This window comes from Beijerinckia sp. 28-YEA-48, assembly GCF_900104955.1.
Lineage (GTDB): Bacteria > Pseudomonadota > Alphaproteobacteria > Rhizobiales > Beijerinckiaceae > Terripilifer.
On sequence record NZ_FNSI01000001.1, the window covers coordinates 4,426,056 to 4,447,346 of the forward strand.

The following is a 21,291-nucleotide window of genomic DNA, read 5'->3' on the forward strand; positions in this document are numbered from 1 at the left end:
CATGATCGAGATGAAGAACGTTTCCAAATGGTATGGCGCGACGCAGGTCCTCGATGACTGCTCGGTCAACATCAACAAGGGCGAGGTCGTGGTCGTCTGCGGCCCCTCGGGATCAGGCAAATCGACGCTGATCAAGACCATCAACGCGCTTGAACCGATCCAGAAAGGCGAGATCTGGGTTGATGGTTCGCCTGTCCATGACAAGGCCACCGATTTGCCGAAGCTGCGTAGCCGGGTCGGCATGGTGTTTCAGCATTTCGAGCTGTTTCCGCATCTCACCGTCACCGACAATCTGACCATCGCGCAGATGAAGGTTCTGGGGCGGGGCCAGGACGAGGCCAAGCAACGCGGCCTCAAAATGCTTGAGCGTGTCGGCCTCACGGATCACAAAAACAAATTTCCCGGACAACTCTCCGGCGGCCAGCAGCAACGCGTCGCCATCGCCCGCGCGCTGTCGATGGATCCGATCGTCATGCTGTTCGATGAACCCACTTCAGCGCTCGATCCCGAGATGGTGGGGGAAGTGCTCGACGTCATGGTCGGCCTGGCCGCCGAAGGCATGACGATGATGGTTGTGACCCATGAGATGGGCTTTGCCCGCAAGGTCTCCAATCGCGTCATTTTCATGGATGTCGGTGGCCATATTCTCGAAGATACCAGCAAGGATGAGTTCTTCGACAATATCGAGGCCCGGCAACCGCGCACACGGGAATTCCTCAATAAGATCCTGCCGCATTGAGGGCTTAGGCCGCGACCTTGGTGTCATCCCGTACACGCGCAGCGTGATCCGGAAACCAGGGGTGAGCGACGCCATGCTCATCGTGGTTTGTAGAACACGTATCGATGCCGGCCGAGGCTCTACCGTTTGCCCCTGGATACCGGATCGCCTGCGGCGTCCGGTATGACACCAAGATTGTAGTACGCGCGTCTAATTCACCGGCTTGCAGTTCATCGTCGGATCACGCCCCAGCTCGCTCGCCAGCTTATCGAACATGGTCGTGGCGATGATGTCCGAGCCCTTCTGGGTGAAGTGGACGATATCGACGAACAGATCCTTATCCCACTCACCATCGAGATGCGGGCGCGTATCAACGAAGGGCGTCCCGGTGCGCTTGGCCACGGCTTCCACCATGCGGTTATGCGCGGCGATGGCCGGCAGAATGCGCTCGATCGGCTGGAAGACGCGGCCGTAGAAATCGATCACTTCGTGCGGCGAACTTTCGTTGACGACGGCGGAAAGATTGGCGAGCACGACGCGGAAACCGTTGTCGACGCCCATTTTCACCAGCTCCGAATAGAGCTTGTCGTAGGTGTCGAGGAACTGCGTCTGCTTCGGCGTGCGATTATAGTCTTCGAGGCGTGCCTGATAGCCCTGCATGGCAATGCGGAAGCTGGCTTCGCCCAGCAGCGGCGATCCGCGCATGTGAAAAACCGGCTGTCGCGGCATGGCGGCGATTTGCGGATCGACGATCGCGAGCCCGTTATAGCCGTGATAGGAAATCACCATGTCGGGATGCAGCGGCAGGATGAAACGCTTGACGCGTTGCAGATTGTCGGAGAGGCCGGCAGCCGGCACGCCGGCGTTGATGACTTCGATTGGACGTTCGCAGACAAGCCGCGTACTGAGCTGCTTCTGCAGCACTTCCGGCCAGGTGGTCTCGCCACGGCGGAACATGGTGCCGAACACCGGCGATTCGCCGACGACGAAGATGCGATAGCGATTGCCCTTGTCGGCCGTCATGTCGGCGCCACGGAAGCCGAGATTGTTGATCGGCACGTCAGCATCGAAGAACTGGCCGCGCGCATTGGGCTCAAGAATGAAGGGCAATTCGCCCTTCGGATCGGGCGCCTGGATTTTGGCCAGAACGCCGCGGCCCCATTCGGCGACATATTGCGCCCACCACATGCGGAAGGCATCGGGATCGCCCTTGGCGTCGCGGAAGGAATAGACGGGCTCAGCGCGCGTCAGCACCGCGCCGACCGAGGTGCGGGCGAAATAGGCGTCGGCCATAGGCAGCAGAACGGCAAACAGCAACAGGGTCAGCGCGCCGGTGCGCGCCAGTCCGAAACGCCAGAGCCCGCTCAGCATCAACAAGGCGGTGAACAGGCCGAGGAAAACGAGCAAGGCGAGATAGAACGAAACACGCCAAGCCTCGAAGAAGAAATAGCGCGTCGCGATCGCCGCGATGACGAAGCCAACCAATGTCAACAGCAGCGCCAGCCAGGGCGTGGCCGGGCGCCTGGCCTTGGCGACCATCGCCACAGCCGCGCGGCCACGGCCAAGATAATGCGGGCGTGCCGCCAGAATCGGACCTTCGAAAGCGAAGAAGAAAATGGCGCAGAAGGCGACGAGAACAACGACGTAGAGAACGAGCTGCACGGTGAGCGGCAGATGCGCAACGCTCGGGCGCAGCAGCAGGATCGCCAGGGTGTGGAACAGGTAGATCGTGTAGGAGACCTTGCCGAGGAAGAAGCAGGGCTCGGCGATCCAAGCCAACCGATTGAAGGCCGCGCGATAGACATAGAGCGTGACGATGACGCTGGCGCCCAGAAGCGCTGCCGCGAAGGGGTAAAGCTCTTGCGCGATGCGGTTGGTATCGACCGTGGCCTGCCAGCCGATAACGCCAGCGAGGGCCGCGGCGGCAAGCGCGATGACGATCGACAGCACGCCGCCAAAGCGACGCAGTGCCTTGTCGATCGGATCGATGGCGCAATAAAGCAGGAAGCCGAAGGCAATCGCATCCAGCCGGAACAGAGTGACGCGGCGCACGTCCGCATCCCAATGGCTGAAATCGCCGAAGACCGAGCGCGCCACGGCGCTGGCGACAGCCAGCAGCACCATCAAGGTGATGAAGCCGCGCGCCCGCAAGCGGGCGACATTGGCGGCGACGACGATCACCGCCGCGACCACATAGAAACATTCCTCGACCGACAGGCTCCAGGCGACGGCGAAATAATCCTGCGCGTCGGACAGTGGCCGGAACAGATTCTGGATGTAGAACAGATATTGCGGAAACGAGGCGGCGCCGAGATTGCCGCTGACCACGGTAAGCGTGATCAAGGCGACGAGATAGGGCGGGATGGTGCGCATCCAGCGCCGGATCAGGAAGATCCAAGTGTCGGCCAGATGCGAGGAGGTGGCGCAATGAATGAGCTGCGGCGCCAGCACGAAGCCGCTCAACACGAAGAAAATCTCCACCGCCAGGATGGAGATGACATTGGCCACCGGCCAATCGGTCGAGCCGAGCATCACATAATGGGGGATCGCGACCGCGAGGGCCGCGACACCACGCAACAGATCAAGCGACGCGAGCCTGTGCATCAGCGGCCGGGATTGCTGTAGAGGAAGGGCACATCGATCTGGCCGCTGACCAGGACGAAAATGATCGCATAGAGCAGGGCGACAAGGACCACGGCAGCGAACAGGCTGCCGCGCAAATTATGTCCATAGGTCTGCCAAAAGATCTGAAATGGGTGCAACGGCCGCTCCGGCAGGCCGACAGGCGGCCTGAACGCGGCTTTCAATATAGCGTTTTGCAGTTTGACGGAATCGTCAAACGCCACAAAGACGCGTCAAAATAGCAATTCGAGGCAGAATCGCGTCGATGGGAACGCGGTTCTGCCCCGTGAAAGTCGCGCGCCAAGGCTAGCCGAACCGGGCCAGCGTCAGGCCGGATCGAAACCACCGTCCTTATTCAGCCTGATCGCGCCTGATATGGCCGGCTGGACCCATTTGGCGGTGGCCCCAATGCCGCCGAAAGCGAACAAATGCGGCGTGACGCCGTCGATCTGCTTGGCAGCGACCGCCGCCGCGATAGTGCGGATGATCGGATCGGGCGAAACCGCCTTGAAAGCATGGCGAACCAGGCCGCTGCGGGAGGCCAAAGCCTCGGCGGAGGCCTTCACGCCACATTTGCGGGCATAGTTGAGCCAGGTCATCAGGCTGGTCGGGCCAGCGAGGCCAACCCGGACGGGCGCATGCACGCCACGTTGGCGCAGCCAATGCAGCCAGGCGATGATGGAACGGGAATCGAAGCAGAATTGCGTGACGATATGCGGCTCAAGGCCGGCCTGCTGGGCGGCGGCGAGCTTGGTGACCAAATTGGCCTCGATCTCGTCTTCACCCATGGCCGGATGGCCATCGGGGAAGCCGGGCAGGCCGATGGCTTTCAAGCCCCGGCGCTGGAACAAGCCGTTCTCGATCACCGACAACGCCGTCTGGATTTCGCCGACACCGTGTTCCGCGTCACCGCCAATGAGCAGCGCCGTGCGCACGCCGGCTTCATCGACCATGCGGCCGACATGACGCTCGAGCACATCGAAACGCGGGAAGTGCCGCGCCGACAGATGCGGCACCGGCTCAAGCCCGGCCTGGCGGATGGCCACGGCGGCGGCCATCATTTCGTCGAGCGGACGATGCGGCAGCATGGTCAGATAGACCTGCGTGCCGGGCGCCAGCGTCTTGCCTAGCGCTGCGACGTCGCCGGCGGAGGGACGCGTCGCCTCGAAGGAACAATCGCGCATGAAGGCCGCGATCTGGTCGACGGTGGCGTCGATCGGATCGGGAGGCTTTGCCGCAACGGGAGCCGTGCTCATGTTCGAACTCCGCTACGCTAATCGCGCCGCTTCGAGATCACATAGGATTCATCGTAGAACCACAGGCCGTTGTTCTTACGCAGAACGTCTCGCGTCGCTTCAAGATAAGCGTCGTTGGCGACAACGGGACCTAAGCGATCGTCTTCGACTTGCGCGACATAGATCGCCGCGTTCCAGGCCGCGAACAATGTCGACGTACCAATCGACGCGCCTTCCACCTCGGTCGGCAGAGTGTGCATGTGATATTGAAACAGCGATTTGCCGTCGGCATTGGCGTTGAAATTGTAATCGCGCGCCGCCGGCCCCAACTCGTGTTTCACCTGTTTCAAGAGGTCGTGACGGTTATTGGTAGTGAACGGATTATCGTTGGGCCAGACCTTGTCGATGATTTCCATGCCTGGATCATTGCCGCAGGAATGGATGCCGATGAGGCGACCGCCGGGGCGCAGCGCGCGCGTCAGCGGCGCGATCACGCGCTTGGCCTTGAACTCGACGCTGGCGCGGGCGCGATAGGGCTGCGAGGCAATGACGAGATCGTAATCGGCCGGCGTCTGGCCGAGACGCGGAATGATCGGATCGAGCGCGAATTTGTGGTCGTCGCGATAGAGCACCAGGACCACCGGCCGATCATAAACCGAATTGCCGGTACGCGGGCTGGTGCGGGCGTTCCAGTTCTGCGCCAGGAACGGTTCCAGATCGGTGATCTGCTTGTCGAACGTATGGGCGGTGTCGCCCGTCAGCTTCACCTCATGCCAGACGAGACTCGACGCGGCGCTCATGGACTTCACCGTCAGCCAGGGCGCATCGGCATATTGCAGATTGGTCAGCACCAGCACGGTAGAGGGATGTTCGCAGAAGCGATCGACCATGCGCCGCAGCGACAGGCGCACGTCCTCAAGGCTGATTTCCTTGCCAACGACATAGAACGGCATCGTCGGATAGCGATCGTGCATCGAGCGCATCACATGGGCGAGCACGCTGCCGTCGCCGACGCCGGCATCGAACAAACGGAAGGCCGGCGGCTTGGGATGCACGTTGGTCAATTCCTGCGAGATGCGGTTGGCGACTTCCCATTTCTCGCTGCAGGTGTTGACGAACAGCAGGTATTTTTGCCGATTGTCATAGAAGCGGAAATTACGCTGGCCGTTGTCATCTTGTTGGCTGGCCGGCTTGTCGCCTCCGGGCGGTGGCGGCGCCGAGAGCGGCGGGGCGGGCGGCGGCGGTGGCGCCACAGGCCGAATCGCCGCCGGGACGGCAGGCGTCATGACCGTCATGCTGCGGGCCCGGCTCGACGGTGTGTAATTGACCATAAAGCCACGGATCTTATCGAGCGTGTCGGTGGTGATCCGGCCACCATTGCGCAACCGGCTGACCAGCTTGCCGTCGTTGATCGCGGCGCGGCCGAACGTCGACTCGGCCAGACCTGCCAAGCGGCAAAAATCGCTGATTTCCGTCAAAAGCTGCTGAGCGCTCATCAGTCTCCTCCCAGATGACCTCAAACTTCTATTCGAGGGGAAGGTTAGTCCCGGCAAAAAAGTGGGACAACAGGATTATATCCCACTTTCTGAGTGGGCATAATTTGATACTGCGTCCCACTCTCCGCCATTAGCCCTGGCGGGGCATTTGTGCCAAACAGGCGCATGCTTCTGTCCGAATCGCCTCAGCGCCCGCAGGCGGCCGCGCGACCAATGGTGCGACGGCTAAAGCTGAGTGATTTCCGCTCCTACGCCGCCCTCGATCTCGAGGTGAATGGCGATCTGGTCGTGCTGTTCGGCGAGAACGGCGCCGGAAAAACCAATGTTCTGGAAGCCTTATCGCTGCTGACCGCCGGCCGCGGGTTGCGTCGCGCCGATCTTGATGAGCTGGCGCGGGAAGGCGGCCCAGGCGGTTTCGCGATTTCCTGCGAATTGGATGGCGCCCTTGGCCATGTCCAGATCGGCACCGGCGTAACGCCGGCAACACCTGATGAGCCCAAACAACGGCGCTATCGGCTCGACCGCGAGCCCCTGCCGACCGCCCGGGCTTTGGCCGACCACCTGCGCGTGGTCTGGCTGACCCCCGCCATGGACGGTCTCTTCACCGGCTCGCCCGGTGAGCGCCGGCGCTTTCTCGACCGTCTGGTTCTGGCGGTCGATGCCGAACACGGCGGCCGAGTGAACGCCTTGGAACGGTCGCTGCGCAACCGCAACCGCCTGCTCGAAGACGGTACCCGCTCCGGCGCCTGGATCGACGCGGCCGAGCGGGAGACTGCGGAAGTGGCCATCGCGGTCGCCGCCGCGCGCCACGAAACGATCAGCCGCCTGGCCGCCCTCACCGCCGCCGGCCGCGAGGCCAACACTTTGTTTCCATGGGCCGAAGTCGCCTTGAGTGGCGCCGTTGAAAGCCTGGTGGCGGAGCGCTCGGCGCTGGAGGCCGAGGACGCCTATATGGAAATCCTGCGCGAGAACCGCCATCGCGACGCCGCCGCCGGCCGCACCCTGATCGGCGCCCATACCAGCGACCTGGTCGTCCGCCATGGCCCCAAGGACATCGACGCCGCCCGTGGCTCTACCGGCGAGCAAAAAGCGCTGCTGATCGGCCTCGTTCTGGCGCATGCCCGGCTCGTCAGCTCCATGTGTGGGATATGTCCCATCGTTCTACTCGATGAAGTGGCGGCGCATTTCGACCCGCAACGGCGCGCCGCGCTGTTTGCCGAATTACGGACCTTAGGCGCGCAAGTGTGGGTGACTGGCGCCGATCCGGCGCAATTCGCCGATCTCCAGCAGGCTGACCTTCTGCATGTCACGCCAGGGCGGATCACCCGCGCATGACATCCTCCGCAGCCGTTTCCAAGACTCTTTCCAAGAATCCCTTGATGCATCCCCCCGCAAATCAGCCCAAACCGCGCGAGCTGCTGAAATCCGTGTTCGGCTACGATGGCTTCCGCCCGGGGCAGGAGCAGGTGGTCGAGGCGGTCATCGCCGGCCGCTCGGTTCTGGCGGTGATGCCAACCGGCAGCGGCAAGTCGATCTGCTATCAGCTTCCGGCCCTGCTCGAGGATGGCGCCACCATCGTCATTTCACCGCTGATCGCCCTGATGCGCGACCAGGTGCGGCAGTTGCAGCAATTGGGCGTGGTCGCCGCCTCGCTGAACTCGCTCAACAGCGAAGAGGAAATCGACGAAGCCTGGGCCGGTATTCGCAGCCGCAAGCTGCGCATGCTGTTCATCGCGCCCGAACGCCTGGCCATGCCGGGGCTCGCGGCCCGGCTCGCCACCGCCGGCTTCGCACGCATCGCCGTCGACGAAGCCCATTGCATTTCCGAATGGGGCCACGACTTCCGGCCGGAATATCGCGATCTGCGCTCTGTTGCGGCCACCTTGGGCATCCGCCAGATCATCGCCTTCACCGCGACCGCCGACGAGGCGACGCGCAAGGACATCGCTTCACGCCTCTTCGACGGCGAGCCCGAACTGTTCCTGCACAGTTTCGACCGGCCAAACCTGCGCCTGCGCTTCGCTGCGAAAGATCAGCAGCGCCAGCAATTGCTTAATTTTCTCGCCAGCAAGCGTGGCCAGAGCGGCATCGTCTATTGCGCCTCGCGCAAGAAAACCGAGGATTTAGCGCAGTTTCTCAACGCGCAGGGCCATTCCGCCGTGTTCTATCATGCCGGCATGGAGCAGCGGCTGCGCAACCAGGCGCAGGATCGCTTTCTGCAGGACGAAGGCATGATCGCGGTGGCGACCATCGCCTTCGGCATGGGCATCAACAAGCCGGACGTGCGCTTTGTCGTGCATGCCGACATGCCCGCCAGCGTCGAAGCCTATTACCAGGAGATCGGCCGCGCCGGGCGCGATGGCCTGCCCGCCGACACCCTCACCCTCTACGGCCTCGACGACATGGCGCTGCGGCGCCGGCAGATCGACGAGCGCGACATTTCGCCGGAGCAGCGGCGTATCGAGCATCGCCGCTTCAGTTCCATGGCCATGCTGTGCGAGGCGACCTCCTGCCGGCGGCAACTGCTGCTGGCCTATTTCGACGAACAGAGCCCGCCCTGCGGCCAGTGCGACTGCTGCCGCAACGAAATCCGTCTCGCCGACGGCAAGATCGAAGCGCAAAAGGTGCTGTCGGCCGTGGCGCGGACGGGGCAGCGCTTCGGCGTCGGCTATCTCACCGACATTCTCAGAGGCACCATGACGGATGCCATCCGTCGCAATGGTCATGACAGCCTGAAGACCTTCGGCGTGGGCCAGGACCGGGCCAAGGCGGCCTGGGCCTCGGTGATCCGGCAGCTGTTTGCCGCCGGCGCCCTGGTTAACGCCAGCGAGGAATTCGGCGGGTTTGCCCTGTCGGAGACGGGGCTGGAGATTTTGCGCGGCGAGCGACCCTTTATGCTGCGGGAAATACCCGTTTCTGAGGCGCCGAAGGGCGCCAGAAAGCGCCGGGGCATCGGCAGCGACAGCCCGGACGAGGACAATGCGGTGCTGGCGGCGCTGCGCACCTGCCGGCGCGAGCTGGCCCGCGAGCAGGGCGTGCCGGCGTTTATGATCTTTGCCGACCGAACCTTGATCGAAATGGCCGAAAGACGGCCCGAAACCCTCGGCCAAATGGCCGAAATCTATGGCGTCGGCGAGCGTAAATTGAAGCTTTACGGTGACGCCTTTCTGGAGGCTCTGGCGGGGCTGCCGTAGCGCCTTCGAATCGGTCGTTTAGAGACGCTGGAAGATACGGTTTTACGTGCATTTCCTAGCGGTTTCAGGGTATGTTACGGGATCGAATCGAGGCCGGCCTCCAGGCTGAGATTTTCCGCCCATTTCAGAGAATTACCCTTCATGGCCGAGCCCGCCGAAAACACTGATCCCGCAGCCTATGGCGCGGACTCCATCAAGGTCCTGCGCGGCCTCGATGCGGTGCGCAAGCGGCCGGGCATGTACATCGGCGACACCGATGACGGCTCGGGCCTGCATCACATGGTCTATGAGGTCGTCGATAACGCCATCGACGAGGCGCTGGGCGGCCATGCGACGCTCGTCACGGTGACGCTCAACCCCGATGGCTCCTGCACCGTGACCGACAACGGCCGCGGCATTCCCACCGCCATTCATTCGGAGGAAGGCGTCTCGGCGGCCGAGGTCATCATGACCCAGCTGCATGCGGGCGGAAAGTTCGACCAGAATTCCTACAAGGTCTCGGGCGGCCTGCACGGCGTCGGCGTCTCCGTCGTCAACGCGCTGTCGACCTCGCTCGAGCTGCGCATCTGGCGCGACGAGAAGGAACACGTGGTTCGCTTCTCCCATGGCGACGTGGTGGCGCCGCTCGTCGTTGTCGGGCCGGCACCGCTGATCGATGGCAAGCCGAAGCGTGGCACCGAAGTGACCTTCCTGCCGTCGCCGCAAACCTTCACGATGATCGAGTTCGACTATGCGACGATCGAACATCGTCTGCGCGAACTGGCGTTCCTGAACTCGGGCGTGCGCATCGTCCTCACCGACATGCGCCATGCGGAAACCAAGGTCGAGGAATTGTTCTACGAGGGCGGGCTCGAGGCTTTCGTGCGCTATCTCGACCGCGCCAAGCAACCGCAGATCGGCACGCCGATCTTGATCCGTGGCGAGCGCGATCGCATCACCGTTGAAGTGGCGCTGTGGTGGAACGACAGCTATCACGAGAATGTTCTGGCCTTCACCAACAACATTCCGCAGCGCGACGGCGGCACTCATCTCGCCGGCTTCCGCGCCGCGTTGACGCGCCAGCTCACCGGCTATGCCGAATCTTCGGGCATCACCAAGAAGGAAAAGGTTGACCTGACCGGCGACGATTGCCGCGAAGGCCTGACCTGCGTGCTCTCGGTGAAAGTGCCAGACCCGAAATTCTCGTCGCAGACGAAGGATAAGCTGGTCTCCTCGGAAGTGCGGCCCGTCGTTGAAAGTCTCGTCAACGAGATGCTCGGCCAATGGTTCGAGGAACATCCGCAGGACGCGCGCTCCATCGTCACCAAAGTGGTGGAAGCAGCACTGGCCCGTGAAGCAGCGCGTAAGGCGCGCGAACTGACGCGGCGCAAGGGCGCGCTCGATGTCGCCAACCTGCCCGGCAAACTCGCCGACTGCCAGGAACGCGATCCGGCCAAATCCGAACTGTTCATCGTCGAGGGTGATTCCGCCGGTGGCTCGGCCAAGCAGGGGCGCAACCGCGAATATCAGGCGGTGCTGCCGCTGCGCGGTAAAATTCTCAACGTCGAGCGAGCGCGTTTCGACAAAATGCTGTCATCGCAGGAAATTGGCACGCTGATCACGGCTTTAGGCACCGGCATCGGCCGCGACGACTTCAACATCGCCAAGCTGCGCTATCACAAGATCATCATCATGACGGACGCCGACGTCGACGGCGCCCATATCCGTACCCTGCTGCTGACCTTCTTCTTCCGGCAGATGCCTGACCTGATCGAACGCGGCCATCTCTACATCGCCCAGCCGCCGCTCTACAAAGTGAAGCGCGGCCAGTCGGAGCAATATCTCAAGGACGAGCGGGCGCGCGAAGACTATCTGCTCGACAACGGCCTTGATGGTGCGCTGCTGCGCCTCGGCAATGGCGAAGTGCGCAGCGCCGCCGACCTGCGCGCCCTGGCCGAAGAAGCGCGTCTGGTGAAACAGATCCTGGCACAGTTGCACTCGCGCTACGATCGCGTCGCCGTGGAACAGGCCGCCATCGCTGGCGCCTTGCAGCCGATCGCCGCCATGGGCGACCTCGCCGAGGAACGGACGCAGGAGATCGCCCGCCGTCTCGATGCGCTGTCGGAAGAAACCGAGCGTGGCTGGCAGGGCGTGATCGAAGGCGATCGTTTCGTCTTCAGCCGCGAAGTGCGCGGCGTGCGCCAGGCGAGCGTGCTCGATGCCGGCCTCTTGGCCTCGGCCGAGGCGCGCAAGCTGAACGACCACGCCTCCTCGCTGCATGCGGTCTACGCCCAGCCGGCCATATTCCAACGCCGAGCGGACGAAACACGTGTCGCCGGGCCGAGCGCTTTGTTCGACACCATCATGGCCGCCGGCCAAAAGGGCATCAGCCAGATGCAGCGCTATAAAGGCCTGGGCGAGATGAACCCCGAACAGCTCTGGGAAACGACGCTCGACCGCAATGTGCGCTCGCTGCTGCAGGTGCGCATCAAGGAAGTCTCCGACGCCGACAGCGTCTTCGTCCGCCTGATGGGCGATGTCGTCGAACCGCGTCGCGAGTTCATCCAGGAGAATGCGCTCAGCGTCGCCAATCTCGACGTTTAATTGCTAGGTCCTAGGTAACATCGTCGCCTTATCAAGACGACGATGAATCAAAGACACCAAGGACATTAGGTCCTCTGCATCTTCTCTGCTCATCTTCCAATTCAGCTTGGCTTCGTGCGCCGCTGGGTTACGAAACATCCCGAATGTTCCTTTCACCAAGCTCACAAATCCTTTCTGCTCGTCGACTTCACTTTTGGTAGCGCGCCGGTTGATAGCCAGTATTGGAAGGTCACCCCCGAGCGCACGATCGATAAGAACAGCTCCATCGTCCAAGAGACCTGTACGCACACGCAGCTTATCGCCAATGCTTTTGACAGCTTCCAAAACCGCATGAAAATAATTATCTGTCAGCAACTCAGAACGGCAGAACATAGCAACATCAGGATGAATATCGCGGCTTAATAGATCAGCTCGCAATTCTCGCGCGCGCCGCTCCGCTTCAGAAAGCGTCCCTGCTGTATCTATTTCAACGAGATCTCCTGTCTCTTTTACGACAAGGCCCATCAACATTAAGGCTTGATTGAGCCGAGCCCGAAGCCTCTCAAAAGCTTCTCGCTTTCCAACCCAGCGAGTCGGTTTCATTGCTGTACGTATAAATGCGAGAATGCCTGTACGGTTCGATCGCGCGTTCTGATCGTAAGTAAGGGCATCACTCAGCCGAAGGCGTTTCGTGACGGAAGCATTAACATCATTCATTCGTAACGATGAGAGCAGCCGCCCTATCTCACTTCCTGTTAATCCAATCTCGGTATCACCGAGTGCTTCCGCAATCGCTTGAATTTCAGCCGCTGTAAAAAATGCCATTTCTCCCCCGCACTAGCCAATCAAAATCGGTTCTCAGCGAATTCCTGATACGGTCTTGCTGATGTTTTTTGTTGAAGCTCTCGATTCGATTATCATCGGAAAATCGCAGATTGGGGGGCGGTAGCGCAATAGTTGCCAGAGCCGAGGAATTGCGCGACAGTCCCCGCCTCATCTGCCAAGATCGAGAATCTATCAGTTCTGATCAGAACCAACTCTTTTGTTTTGACGCATTTTCTGCACGCGAGCCGGGAGACCTTTCGCTTGGAAATGCCACCGCCAAACATAAACGACCCGTTCAACCTGCAACGGTTCATCGACGCCCAGAAGGACGTCTACGAGACAGCGCTCGGCGAATTGCAGGCCGGGCGCAAACAGAGCCACTGGATGTGGTTTATCTTTCCGCAGATCGCCGGGCTCGGCGCTAGCGCCATGGCGCAGCGCTATGCGATCACCTCGTCGGAAGAAGCGCACGCCTATGTGCATCATCCTGTGCTTGGTCAGCGCCTACGCGCGTGCACGCTCGCCCTGAATGCCCATGCCGAGCGCACGGCGCGCGAAATATTCGGCTCGCCTGACGACCTGAAGTTTCGCTCGTCGCTGACGCTTTTCAGCGCCGTCACGCCGGATGAATCGGTCTTCGATGAAGCGCTGGAAACCTTCTTCGACAGTGTGCCGGATCCGTTGACGACCGAGAAGCTCGAAAGCGAAGACTGAGGCCTCGGCCTCGTTCTGATAAGCGAGCTTGGGAATGCGCTTGCTTCCGGCATCGTCGATGGGATAAGTCCCACCCTCGATAGCCCCCCTGTTGCTCGCATCAGCGAATAGGACAACAGTGCGTGGGATGCTCCAGCCGCCGGATTGGGAGGAATGCATGCTGCTGCCTACGACGATCGTCGGATCCTATCCGCAACCAGACTGGCTGATCGACCGGAGCAAACTCGGCAAGCGGCCGCCGCCGCGCGTTCGCGCGAAAGAGCTGTGGCACATCGATCCGCAATGGCTTGAAGAAGCGCAGGACGATGCGACCTTGATCGCCATCCGCGATCAGGAGCGTGCCGGCATCGACATCATCACCGATGGCGAGATGCGCCGCGAAAGCTATTCGAACCGTTTCGCCACGGCGCTGGAAGGCGTCGACATCGACAATCCCGCCGTCGTGCCAAGCCGCAGCGGCAATCCCGATCTGGTGCCGCGCGTCATTGGCAAGATCAGGCGTAAACATGCGGTGGAACTGCGCGACGTGCAGTTCCTGCGCAAGAACACCGACAAGCGCATCAAGATCACTGTGCCTGGCCCGTTCACCATGTCGATCCAGGCGAAGGATTTTCACTACAACGACGAAGCCGCCGTGGCGATGGACTATGCCGCCGCCGTCAACGAGGAGATCAAGGATCTCTTCGCCGCTGGCGCCGATATCGTCCAGATCGACGAGCCTTACATGCAGGCGCGCCCCGACCAGGCGCGCGCCTATGGCGTCGATGCGATCAACCGCGCCGTCGAAGGCGTGAAGGGCACGACCGGTGTGCATCTGTGTTTCGGCTATGCAGCGCTGGTGAAGAATAAACCGGCCGGCTATTCCTTTCTGCCCGAACTCGAACGCTGCAATGTCGATCAGATCTCCATCGAAACCGCTCAGCCGGTGCTCGACTTCAAGGTTCTCGAACAGCTACCGAGCAAGACCATGGTCATCGGCGTGATCGATCTCAACGACATGACGGTGGAAACGCCTGAAGTCGTCGCCGAGCGCATTCGCCGCATTTTTCCCTTCGTCCCGGCCAAACGCATTGTCGTCGCGCCCGATTGCGGCATGAAATATCTGCCGCGCGATGTCGCTTTCGGCAAGCTGAGGGCGATGGTGGAAGGCACCCGGATCGTCCGCGCCGAACTCTCCTAGCCAAAATCAAATTGCGTTTCGCCAGAAACGCAATTTGATTTAAGATCTTTGTTCGACGCGTCCTGTCGCGTTTGATGAGTCCATCAAACGGCAAAACGCTCTAACAAAGAAGACCATCATGGTGGACGCGCCGCTACCGCTCTCTCGCTACAAGGTCCTCGACCTGACGCGGGCGCGCGCCGGGCCGACCACGGCACGCCAGCTCGCCGACTGGGGCGCTGACGTCATCAAGGTGGAAATGGCCGAGGGTGGTGAGGGCGGCGGCTTCGACGGCCATCGCGATTCCGCCGATTTCCAGAACCTGCATCGCAACAAGCGCAGCCTGACCATCGATCTCAAGAGCGACGACGGCCGGCGCATCTTCAATCGTCTGGCCGAAAACGTCGATGTGATCGTCGAGAATTTTCGGCCCGACGTGAAACATCGCCTGGGTATCGATTATGAGTCGATCCGCGCCCTCAATCCACGCATCGTCTACGGCAGCATTTCCGGCTTCGGCCAGGATGGCCCCTATGCGGGCCGTCCCGGCGTCGATCAGATCGCGCAGGGGATGAGCGGGTTGATGTCGGTCACCGGCCTGCCCGGCCAGGGCCCGGTGCGCGCCGGCGCCGCCGTCGCCGACATGTCGGCTGGGCTTTATCTCTCCATCGGCATTCTGCTGGCGCTGATCGAACGCGAACAGTCCGGCCAGGGCCAGTGGGTGCAGACCTCGCTGGTCGAATCGCTGATCGCGGTGATGGATTTCCAATCGGCCGCCTGGTTGTTCGACCGCAAGGTTCCGGTCCAGGCTGGCAACAACCATCCCTATTTCATTCCGACCGGGACCTTTCCAACCAAGGACGGGCACATCAACATCGGCTCGGGCACCCAGTCGTCCTGGGCGCGGTTGTGCAAGGCTCTTGGCGCCGAAGATCTACAGCACCGCCCCGCCTATGCCGATGCCGAGAAGCGCCGCGAACATCGCGACGAGCTGAACGAAGAGCTATCCGCCATTCTGAGCACGCGCAGCAGCGCCGAATGGGTCGAGGCGCTGAATGCGGCCAGCGTGCCGTGCGGACCGATCTACAGCATCGACCAGGCTTTCGCCGACCCGCAGGTGAAACATCTGGGCATCGCCACGCCGATCAAACATCCGCGCCTGGGCCGTCGCGAAATCGTCGGCCAGCCGATTCACATGTCGCGCACACCCTGGCAGATGCGCCGCGTGACACCGGATGCCGGCGAACATTCCAGCGAAATCCTGCGCGAACTCGGCTTCAGCGACGACGAGATCGCCGGACTGCGCGACCGCAAGATCATCTGAACAGGACTAAACTCATGAACGCCTCGAACGGCAAAATGATTGGCGACAAGGACGGCGCCATCGGCTGGATCATCTTCAACGATCCCAAGCGGCACAACGCCATCAGCCACGAAATGCGCCTCGATCTCCTCGGCATCCTCGGCGACTTCGAGAATGACGACGCCATCCGGGTGGTCGTGCTGCGCGGCGCCGGCGACAAATCCTTCGTTTCCGGCGCCGATATTTCGCAGTTCGAGGGCTATGCCAACAATCCGGAACGGCAGAAAGATATGGCGGCCACGACCGCGCGCCTTTTGGATCGCTACGACACTTACCGCAAGCCGCTCATCGCCATGATCCAGGGCTATTGCCTGGGCGCCGGCGTTGGCACGGCGCTCGCCGCCGATCTGCGCATCGCCTCTGACAAAGCCCAGTTCGGCATTCCGGCCGGACGACTTGGTGTCGCCTATCCGCTGCACTCCGTGCGGCGGCTGATCGAAATCGTCGGCTCCAGCAACGCCACCGAAATGCTGTTCACCGCCAACCGCTATGCGGCGGCAGAGGCGCTGGCAATGGGCCTCGTCAACAAAGTCGTGTCTACGAGCGAGCTGGAAGCGACCGTGCGCACTTTGGCGATGACCATTGCCGACAATGCCCCACTCACCGTGCGAGCGTCCAAGATCGCCATTCGCGAAGCGATGAAGCCCGCGGCAGAATGCGACTTCACCACCGTCGCCGCGGCCGTCGCCGCCTGCTTCGCCAGCCAGGACCATGCCGAAGGACGCAAGGCGTTCGCGGAAAAGCGCAAGCCGGTTTTCAACGGGCGGTGAGCGGACGATTCAGAAAGAGCCTGCGCCTCATCCTGAACCGCGCAGCAGGCGATCCGGGAAGACACCGAGAGCATTCACGCCTTCTCAACGATGAGCGCGCTGCCAAGCCCCCCGGCGGCGGCGATGGTGGCGAGGCCGCGTGCACCGGCCTCTTCCCGTTGCAACTCATGAAACAGACGCACGGCGAGGATGCCGCCTGAAGCGCCGATGGGATGGCCACGTGACAGCGCGCCACCACCGCGATTGATGCGGCTGGAATCAAAGCGTAGCGCATCGACCGTGCCGAGCGCCTGTGCTGCGAAAGCTTCCATGATTTCGACAGCCGAGATTGCGTCCGCAGTCGTTTGCACCTGCGCCAGAACCGCTTTCGCCGCTTCCGTACTCATCAGGCCCGGCAGCACCGGATCGCCGGCCACGCGCTTGGCCGCAACGATACGAACGGCGCTCGCCCCCTTTAGCTTCTTCAAAGCCGCGTCGGAGACAACAGCCAGAACCGCGGCGGCATCGGCTTCGACGGCAATGGTCGCGGCAGTCAGCGCATGAGCGCCCGCGCCCGCTAAAGCTGGCAGGCGTGCGCAGGTTTTTTCTGAAAGTCGGCGGCCAAAGGCATCGTGATCGAGGCCCGCGACAGGGACGATCTCCCGGTGCAAATGCGCGCGCGCGGCAAGCGTCTTGGCGTGGCTCTCGATCGCAAAGGCCTCTTGACGACTGCGGGAAATGTCGAGCCTTACGGCTAGGTCATGGGCCGAGGCGATCATGTCCGGATCGCGATCAGCCCAGGGCGTGAACGGCGGGCGCTGATATTCGACCGCTTCTTCATCGTCACGCAGCGGCCGACGCAGGCGCAGCGGCGAGCGGCTGAAACTTTCAACGCCGCCGCACAGGATCACATCTGCGGTGCCTGCCAGAATGCGCTCGGAGGCGGCAATGATGGCATCGAGTCCGGCGCAACATTGCGTGTCGATGGTCTGCGCCGGAACGCGCTGCGGCAGGCCCGCCGCCAAGCCGACGACGCGGGCCGGATTGCCACCGCCATAGAGCGCATTACCAAGGATGATCTCGTCGACGCTGTCAGGCGCGATGCCTGTCTCTTCAAGGATAGCGCCGATCAGCGGCGCGGCGAGATCGTGGACGCCAAGTGCCGCGAAGGCGCCGTGGCGCGGCGCCACCGCCGTGCGCTTGGCCGCGACAATCCAAGCGGTCCTTGCCCCGGTCACGGCAGCCGCTCCAAAACGCCACTGTCGAGCCGGCGCTTCAACTCGGCGAAATCTGTTTTCCCGGAACGGGTCATCGGCCAATCCGCGGTTTGATAGACGTGGCGCGGGATCATGGTCAGAGGCAGGCTCTCCCGGCAATGGGCGATCAGAGCGCTAGCCGAAACGGGGGCGTCCGTCTTGACGATGGCCACGAGCCGCAAGCCGCGCACCGCATCAGGCTCACCCAGAACGGCGGCGGCAGTTACATCGGGATGGCGCGCCAGCACGGCTTCAACGCCTTCGGGACTGATGTTCTTGCCCGACGAGATGATCATCCGGTCGGCGCGGCCAACCAGATGCAGAAAACCCTTGGTGTCGAGAAAACCGACATCACCGACGGAGATGGCGTCGCCATGGCGCCGCAGGAGCGTTTCGCCCTGCGGCGCATAGCTCATAAAAACCATCGGGCTGGCGACGTAAACAAGCCCGGTCTCGCCGGCGGCAAGCGCCTTTCCATCGCCATCGCGAATGCTGAGCGTAACGGAGCTAAAAGCGCGGCCAACGGAGGTTTCCGGCGCGCCTTCGCTTTGCTTGCGCACGGCGATGAAGCTCAACTCGGACGCGCCGTAGAATTCAGCAATCTCGGCCTGCGGAAAAGCCTGGCGCAGCAGGGCGTGATCATCAGCACCGAGCTTGGCGCCCGACGAGAGAATCACGCGCAGCCCCAGTTGCACACCCGATGCCAAGGCGCTTTCCGCCATCAGACGAAGCTGCGAGGGCACACCATAGAGGATCGTCGCGCCATGGTCCTGGCCCTGGCGGATGGCGCGGTCTGGCCGAAAGGCACGGGACATCAACAGTGTTGCGCCGACATGCACCGCATGGGCGGCCGCATAGAGAAACAGCGAATGGGTCATCGTGCCTGGCGCCAGCAGGACATCATCGGCGGTGACGCCAAACTCTTCCTGTTCGACGGCGAAACTTTCGAGCCAGGAGCGATGATGGCGGCGATAGCCTTTCGGCAGGCCGGTCGAGCCGGAGGTGAAGCCGACATAGAAGGGGGCGAGATCGCTGACATCGCGTGGCGACGCCAGGACATCGTCGGTCTTGGAAAAGGCAGCCATCAGATCATCGACGTTCGGATGGTCCGAGGGCACGTGCATAAGATGCGGATGGATCAGGCGTTGGCCGCTGATCAAGAGATCGGGACGCGCCCGATCGACGATCGACTGGCCCATGGGGGCGGGCCAGTCCGGATCCAGAATCTGCGCCTCGCGGCCGGTGGCGATGGTGGCCAGAAACAACGGTATGAAGCCGGGGCAATTCCGCAGTTGAAGGGCGACGGATTGTCCGCGCGGCACAGCCGCATCGATGCGATGCGCCAATTGATCGCGTTGCTTTAGAAGTTGCGACCAAGTGATCTCCGTCGCATCACAGACGACCGCGAGACCCGAAGGCCTTTGCGCCGCATGGTTCGCGATCGTCGATCCGATGATCATGGATAAGACCTTGGATCGGACTTTGCTGCCGCCGCGATCGTCTGATCCGGCATCAGCGAAGCAAGATAGGCGCAGGCCAGCGCCTTCAACACATCGCCCGGCACAAAGACGAGATCAGCCAGCAGCGCCTGCTGCCAGGACATGCTGGTCTTCCAGACAAGACCGGCGATGCCGGCAAAATGGATGACGACTACACCGCCGAGGAAACAAGCCAGCAACGCGCGCAGGAAAACACCTTTGCCGCTTCCTAACCGCATCAGCCATCCGACCACGAAAGCGCCAATCGGATAGCCGATCAGATAGCCGGCCGACGGGGTGAACAGAACGCCCAATCCGCCACGGCCACCAGCCAGCAGCGGCGCGCCCAAGAGCACGACGAACAGAAACAGCGCGACACTGGCAAAGCCCAACCGCGCACCGAGAAAAACACCGGCCATCATCACGCCGAGAGTCTGCAAAGTGATCGGCACGCCGCCGGCAAGGGGAATGTCGAGACGGGGGAACAGACCAAGCGCCGCCATCAAAGCGGCGAACAGGCTGACGCGAACCATGTCACGCAATTGCACGTCTATTTCCTCTTCTCGGTTGTCAGGTTCATTTCAAAGCCGCGCGCCACCAAGGCTTCAGCGGCATGATCGGCCAGGCGCAGAACATCGCTGAGGAAAGGCGCCAGAAGACGCAGCGGCGGCCGCCGACCAGTGCGGGCGCGCCAGGCTTCCTCTCGCTTGTTCCATTCGCTCATGATCACCGGAATGAAGCGCAGCATCAGAGCGACCGCGAGCGCCAGCCGGCGCTCGTCGAGCCCGAGCGGGCGCAGCAGCCTGAATAAAGGCTGCAACGCATCCATCATGGCGAGCATCGGCGTCGTCGCGGTGACGAGATCGGCGAGCGCGATCATCGCCACCAGACGCAACAATGTGGCGAGCGCCATCTCCCAGCCCGACGTATAAATTTGCAGAAGAGCAATGCCGATCAGGAAGGGCGCCAGTGGACGATAGAGTTTCAGGCGCGCGCCAGCGGCGGAAATGGTGAAGACATAGAGAGCAAGAATAACCACACAAGCGACGAGGAGCGGCGGCCACTGGCTCATCCAGCCAAGCAAAATCGAAGTGACCGCCAGAACGGCGAGCTTAGGACCGGCGTTGATCCGATGCAGCCAGGTCTGCTGAGCCACATGCGGCGCGATCATGCGATGGCCTGCGCGTCGCAATGGGCGCGATAGGCCCGCAACACAGTCTCGGGTGTGCCATCGCCGGCGATCTGTCCATCATCGAGCCAGACGATCCGGTCGAAATCCTGCATGGCGTCGAGATCGTGGCTCGCCATGACGATCTGCTGCGGCAAATTGAACAACAGCCGCAGGAACATGTTGCGGGCCCGGAGATCAAGGCTCGAGAACGGTTCGTCGAGCAGGACCAGCGCCGGCTCGCAGACGAGAATGGCGAGAATGCACAAATGCTGCTTCTGGCCGTCGGACAGTTCGGCAACTGAGCGTTCGCACCAATCGGCGCAATTGTGACGTAGCAGAAAGGCGCGCGCCGCCGCCGTCGCTTCAGCCGGCCCCATGCCGCGCTCGCGCAGGCCAAAGGCGATTTCCTCAAGACTGGTTGGGAAAACGATCTGATGCTCGGGATTTTGAAAAATGAACCCGACACTGCGCGGCAATTGCGCTCGGCTGGCTTTCGTTTCCAGACCATGCACGGTCACGTGGCCCTGGTCGGGCAGCAGGAGCCCATTGAACAGCCGCAGCAGCGAGCTTTTGCCGGCGCCGTTGACACCGATCAGGCCAATGCGGCGCTCGTCGAGTTGCAAACTCAATTGATGCAGCACAGGGCGGCCATTGCGCGCCAGCGTTACATCCTTCACGTCAATGGTCATGTGCCGGGTCGCGCCGCCTGAATATGCTGCTGTATTCACAGCTGCGCGCCCTTCTATCAA

Annotated in this window: 18 protein-coding genes; 8 read left to right on the plus strand and 10 right to left on the minus strand. The window is 62.0% G+C overall.

Annotated elements, in window-relative coordinates:
* Nucleotide 1 precedes the first annotated feature (1 nt).
* Nucleotides 2-739, plus strand: coding sequence for an amino acid ABC transporter ATP-binding protein (locus BLW50_RS20755; protein ID WP_090706087.1), 738 nt, complete (start codon nucleotides 2-4; stop codon nucleotides 737-739).
* A 189-nt stretch (nucleotides 740-928) separates the two neighbouring features.
* On the opposite strand, the gene BLW50_RS20760 is transcribed toward BLW50_RS20755, so the two are convergent.
* From BLW50_RS20760 to BLW50_RS20775, 4 genes are all read right to left on the minus strand, one after another.
* Entirely contained in the window at nucleotides 929-3,322 is a 2,394-nt protein-coding gene (locus BLW50_RS20760) for an acyltransferase family protein (RefSeq protein ID WP_090706090.1), read from the minus strand.
* Nucleotides 3,322-3,480, minus strand: coding sequence for a hypothetical protein (locus tag BLW50_RS30760; RefSeq protein ID WP_170850276.1), 159 nt, complete (start codon nucleotides 3,478-3,480; stop codon nucleotides 3,322-3,324). The genes BLW50_RS20760 and BLW50_RS30760 overlap by 1 nt, the downstream gene beginning before the upstream one ends.
* 186 nt (nucleotides 3,481-3,666) lie before the next feature.
* Nucleotides 3,667-4,596, minus strand: coding sequence for a methylenetetrahydrofolate reductase (locus BLW50_RS20770; protein WP_090706094.1), 930 nt, complete (start codon nucleotides 4,594-4,596; stop codon nucleotides 3,667-3,669).
* Between the two features lie 17 nt (nucleotides 4,597-4,613).
* Nucleotides 4,614-6,071, minus strand: coding sequence for a hypothetical protein (locus BLW50_RS20775; RefSeq protein WP_090706096.1), 1,458 nt, complete (start codon nucleotides 6,069-6,071; stop codon nucleotides 4,614-4,616).
* Between the two features lie 213 nt (nucleotides 6,072-6,284).
* On the opposite strand from BLW50_RS20775, the gene recF reads away from it, so the two are divergent.
* The 3 genes from recF (at nucleotide 6,285) to gyrB (ending at nucleotide 11,848) form a co-directional block, all read left to right on the plus strand.
* A complete protein-coding gene (gene recF / locus BLW50_RS20780) occupies nucleotides 6,285-7,406 on the plus strand; it encodes a DNA replication/repair protein RecF (protein WP_090709465.1) in 1,122 nt (373 codons plus the stop codon).
* Nucleotides 7,407-7,450: 44 nt separating this feature from the next.
* Entirely contained in the window at nucleotides 7,451-9,265 is a 1,815-nt protein-coding gene (recQ, locus tag BLW50_RS20785; protein WP_090709467.1) for a DNA helicase RecQ, read from the plus strand.
* Between the two features lie 141 nt (nucleotides 9,266-9,406).
* Nucleotides 9,407-11,848 carry a DNA topoisomerase (ATP-hydrolyzing) subunit B gene (gene gyrB / locus BLW50_RS20790; RefSeq protein ID WP_090706098.1) on the plus strand — a complete coding sequence of 814 codons (2,442 nt, stop codon included), beginning with the start codon at nucleotides 9,407-9,409 and terminating at the stop codon, nucleotides 11,846-11,848.
* A 3-nt stretch (nucleotides 11,849-11,851) separates the two neighbouring features.
* Here the strand turns inward: gyrB and BLW50_RS20795 are convergent, their stop codons facing one another.
* Nucleotides 11,852-12,652, minus strand: a complete 801-nt coding sequence (locus BLW50_RS20795) for a TIGR02391 family protein (protein ID WP_090706100.1) — start codon at nucleotides 12,650-12,652, stop codon at nucleotides 11,852-11,854.
* A gap of 267 nt (nucleotides 12,653-12,919) precedes the next feature.
* Here BLW50_RS20795 and BLW50_RS20800 point away from each other — a divergent pair, with 267 nt between their 5' ends.
* The 4 genes from BLW50_RS20800 to BLW50_RS20815 all read left to right on the plus strand — a co-directional run bounded on the left by BLW50_RS20800 (nucleotide 12,920) and on the right by BLW50_RS20815 (nucleotide 16,658).
* Nucleotides 12,920-13,366 (plus strand): DUF1810 domain-containing protein, encoded by a 447-nt coding sequence (locus BLW50_RS20800; RefSeq protein WP_090706101.1) that lies wholly within the window; start codon nucleotides 12,920-12,922, stop codon nucleotides 13,364-13,366.
* Nucleotides 13,367-13,523: 157 nt separating this feature from the next.
* Nucleotides 13,524-14,546: a uroporphyrinogen decarboxylase family protein gene (locus BLW50_RS20805; RefSeq protein ID WP_090706104.1), complete on the plus strand. Its 1,023-nt coding sequence runs from the start codon at nucleotides 13,524-13,526 to the stop codon at nucleotides 14,544-14,546.
* Between the two features lie 118 nt (nucleotides 14,547-14,664).
* Nucleotides 14,665-15,849 (plus strand): CaiB/BaiF CoA transferase family protein, encoded by a 1,185-nt coding sequence (locus BLW50_RS20810; protein ID WP_090706107.1) that lies wholly within the window; start codon nucleotides 14,665-14,667, stop codon nucleotides 15,847-15,849.
* Between the two features lie 14 nt (nucleotides 15,850-15,863).
* Nucleotides 15,864-16,658 (plus strand): enoyl-CoA hydratase, encoded by a 795-nt coding sequence (locus BLW50_RS20815; RefSeq protein ID WP_090706110.1) that lies wholly within the window; start codon nucleotides 15,864-15,866, stop codon nucleotides 16,656-16,658.
* A gap of 74 nt (nucleotides 16,659-16,732) precedes the next feature.
* Here the strand turns inward: BLW50_RS20815 and BLW50_RS20820 are convergent, their stop codons facing one another.
* The 5 genes from BLW50_RS20820 to BLW50_RS20840 are packed head-to-tail and all read right to left on the minus strand — an operon-like array spanning nucleotide 16,733 to nucleotide 21,270.
* The gene (locus BLW50_RS20820) at nucleotides 16,733-17,875 is read right to left on the minus strand and encodes a thiolase family protein (RefSeq protein WP_090706112.1); all 1,143 of its coding nucleotides are present in this window, start codon (nucleotides 17,873-17,875) and stop codon (nucleotides 16,733-16,735) included.
* Nucleotides 17,872-19,353, minus strand: coding sequence for a class I adenylate-forming enzyme family protein (locus BLW50_RS20825; protein ID WP_090706114.1), 1,482 nt, complete (start codon nucleotides 19,351-19,353; stop codon nucleotides 17,872-17,874). The genes BLW50_RS20820 and BLW50_RS20825 overlap by 4 nt, the downstream gene beginning before the upstream one ends.
* The gene (locus BLW50_RS20830) at nucleotides 19,350-19,919 is read right to left on the minus strand and encodes a biotin transporter BioY (protein ID WP_210186110.1); all 570 of its coding nucleotides are present in this window, start codon (nucleotides 19,917-19,919) and stop codon (nucleotides 19,350-19,352) included. The genes BLW50_RS20825 and BLW50_RS20830 overlap by 4 nt, the downstream gene beginning before the upstream one ends.
* Before the next feature lie 2 nt (nucleotides 19,920-19,921).
* Entirely contained in the window at nucleotides 19,922-20,542 is a 621-nt protein-coding gene (locus tag BLW50_RS20835) for an energy-coupling factor transporter transmembrane component T family protein (protein WP_090706119.1), read from the minus strand.
* Entirely contained in the window at nucleotides 20,539-21,270 is a 732-nt protein-coding gene (locus BLW50_RS20840; RefSeq protein ID WP_244544330.1) for an energy-coupling factor ABC transporter ATP-binding protein, read from the minus strand. The genes BLW50_RS20835 and BLW50_RS20840 overlap by 4 nt, the downstream gene beginning before the upstream one ends.
* Nucleotides 21,271-21,291: the final 21 nt, after the last annotated feature.

Excerpts from the sequence above, each read along its gene's own strand:
- BLW50_RS20755 (WP_090706087.1), top strand. The coding sequence starts at position 2 with ATGATCGAGATGAAGAACGTTTCCAAATGGTATGGCGCGACGCAGGTC.
- BLW50_RS20760 (WP_090706090.1), bottom strand. The coding sequence starts at position 3,322 with ATGCACAGGCTCGCGTCGCTTGATCTGTTGCGTGGTGTCGCGGCCCTC.
- BLW50_RS20770 (WP_090706094.1), bottom strand. The coding sequence starts at position 4,596 with ATGAGCACGGCTCCCGTTGCGGCAAAGCCTCCCGATCCGATCGACGCC.
- BLW50_RS20775 (WP_090706096.1), bottom strand. The coding sequence starts at position 6,071 with ATGAGCGCTCAGCAGCTTTTGACGGAAATCAGCGATTTTTGCCGCTTG.
- recF (WP_090709465.1), top strand. The coding sequence starts at position 6,285 with ATGGTGCGACGGCTAAAGCTGAGTGATTTCCGCTCCTACGCCGCCCTC.
- recQ (WP_090709467.1), top strand. The coding sequence starts at position 7,451 with ATGCATCCCCCCGCAAATCAGCCCAAACCGCGCGAGCTGCTGAAATCC.
- gyrB (WP_090706098.1), top strand. The coding sequence starts at position 9,407 with ATGGCCGAGCCCGCCGAAAACACTGATCCCGCAGCCTATGGCGCGGAC.
- BLW50_RS20795 (WP_090706100.1), bottom strand. The coding sequence starts at position 12,652 with ATGGCATTTTTTACAGCGGCTGAAATTCAAGCGATTGCGGAAGCACTC.
- BLW50_RS20800 (WP_090706101.1), top strand. The coding sequence starts at position 12,920 with ATGCCACCGCCAAACATAAACGACCCGTTCAACCTGCAACGGTTCATC.
- BLW50_RS20805 (WP_090706104.1), top strand. The coding sequence starts at position 13,524 with ATGCTGCTGCCTACGACGATCGTCGGATCCTATCCGCAACCAGACTGG.
- BLW50_RS20810 (WP_090706107.1), top strand. The coding sequence starts at position 14,665 with ATGGTGGACGCGCCGCTACCGCTCTCTCGCTACAAGGTCCTCGACCTG.
- BLW50_RS20815 (WP_090706110.1), top strand. The coding sequence starts at position 15,864 with ATGAACGCCTCGAACGGCAAAATGATTGGCGACAAGGACGGCGCCATC.
- BLW50_RS20825 (WP_090706114.1), bottom strand. The coding sequence starts at position 19,353 with ATGATCATCGGATCGACGATCGCGAACCATGCGGCGCAAAGGCCTTCG.
- BLW50_RS20835 (WP_090706119.1), bottom strand. The coding sequence starts at position 20,542 with ATGATCGCGCCGCATGTGGCTCAGCAGACCTGGCTGCATCGGATCAAC.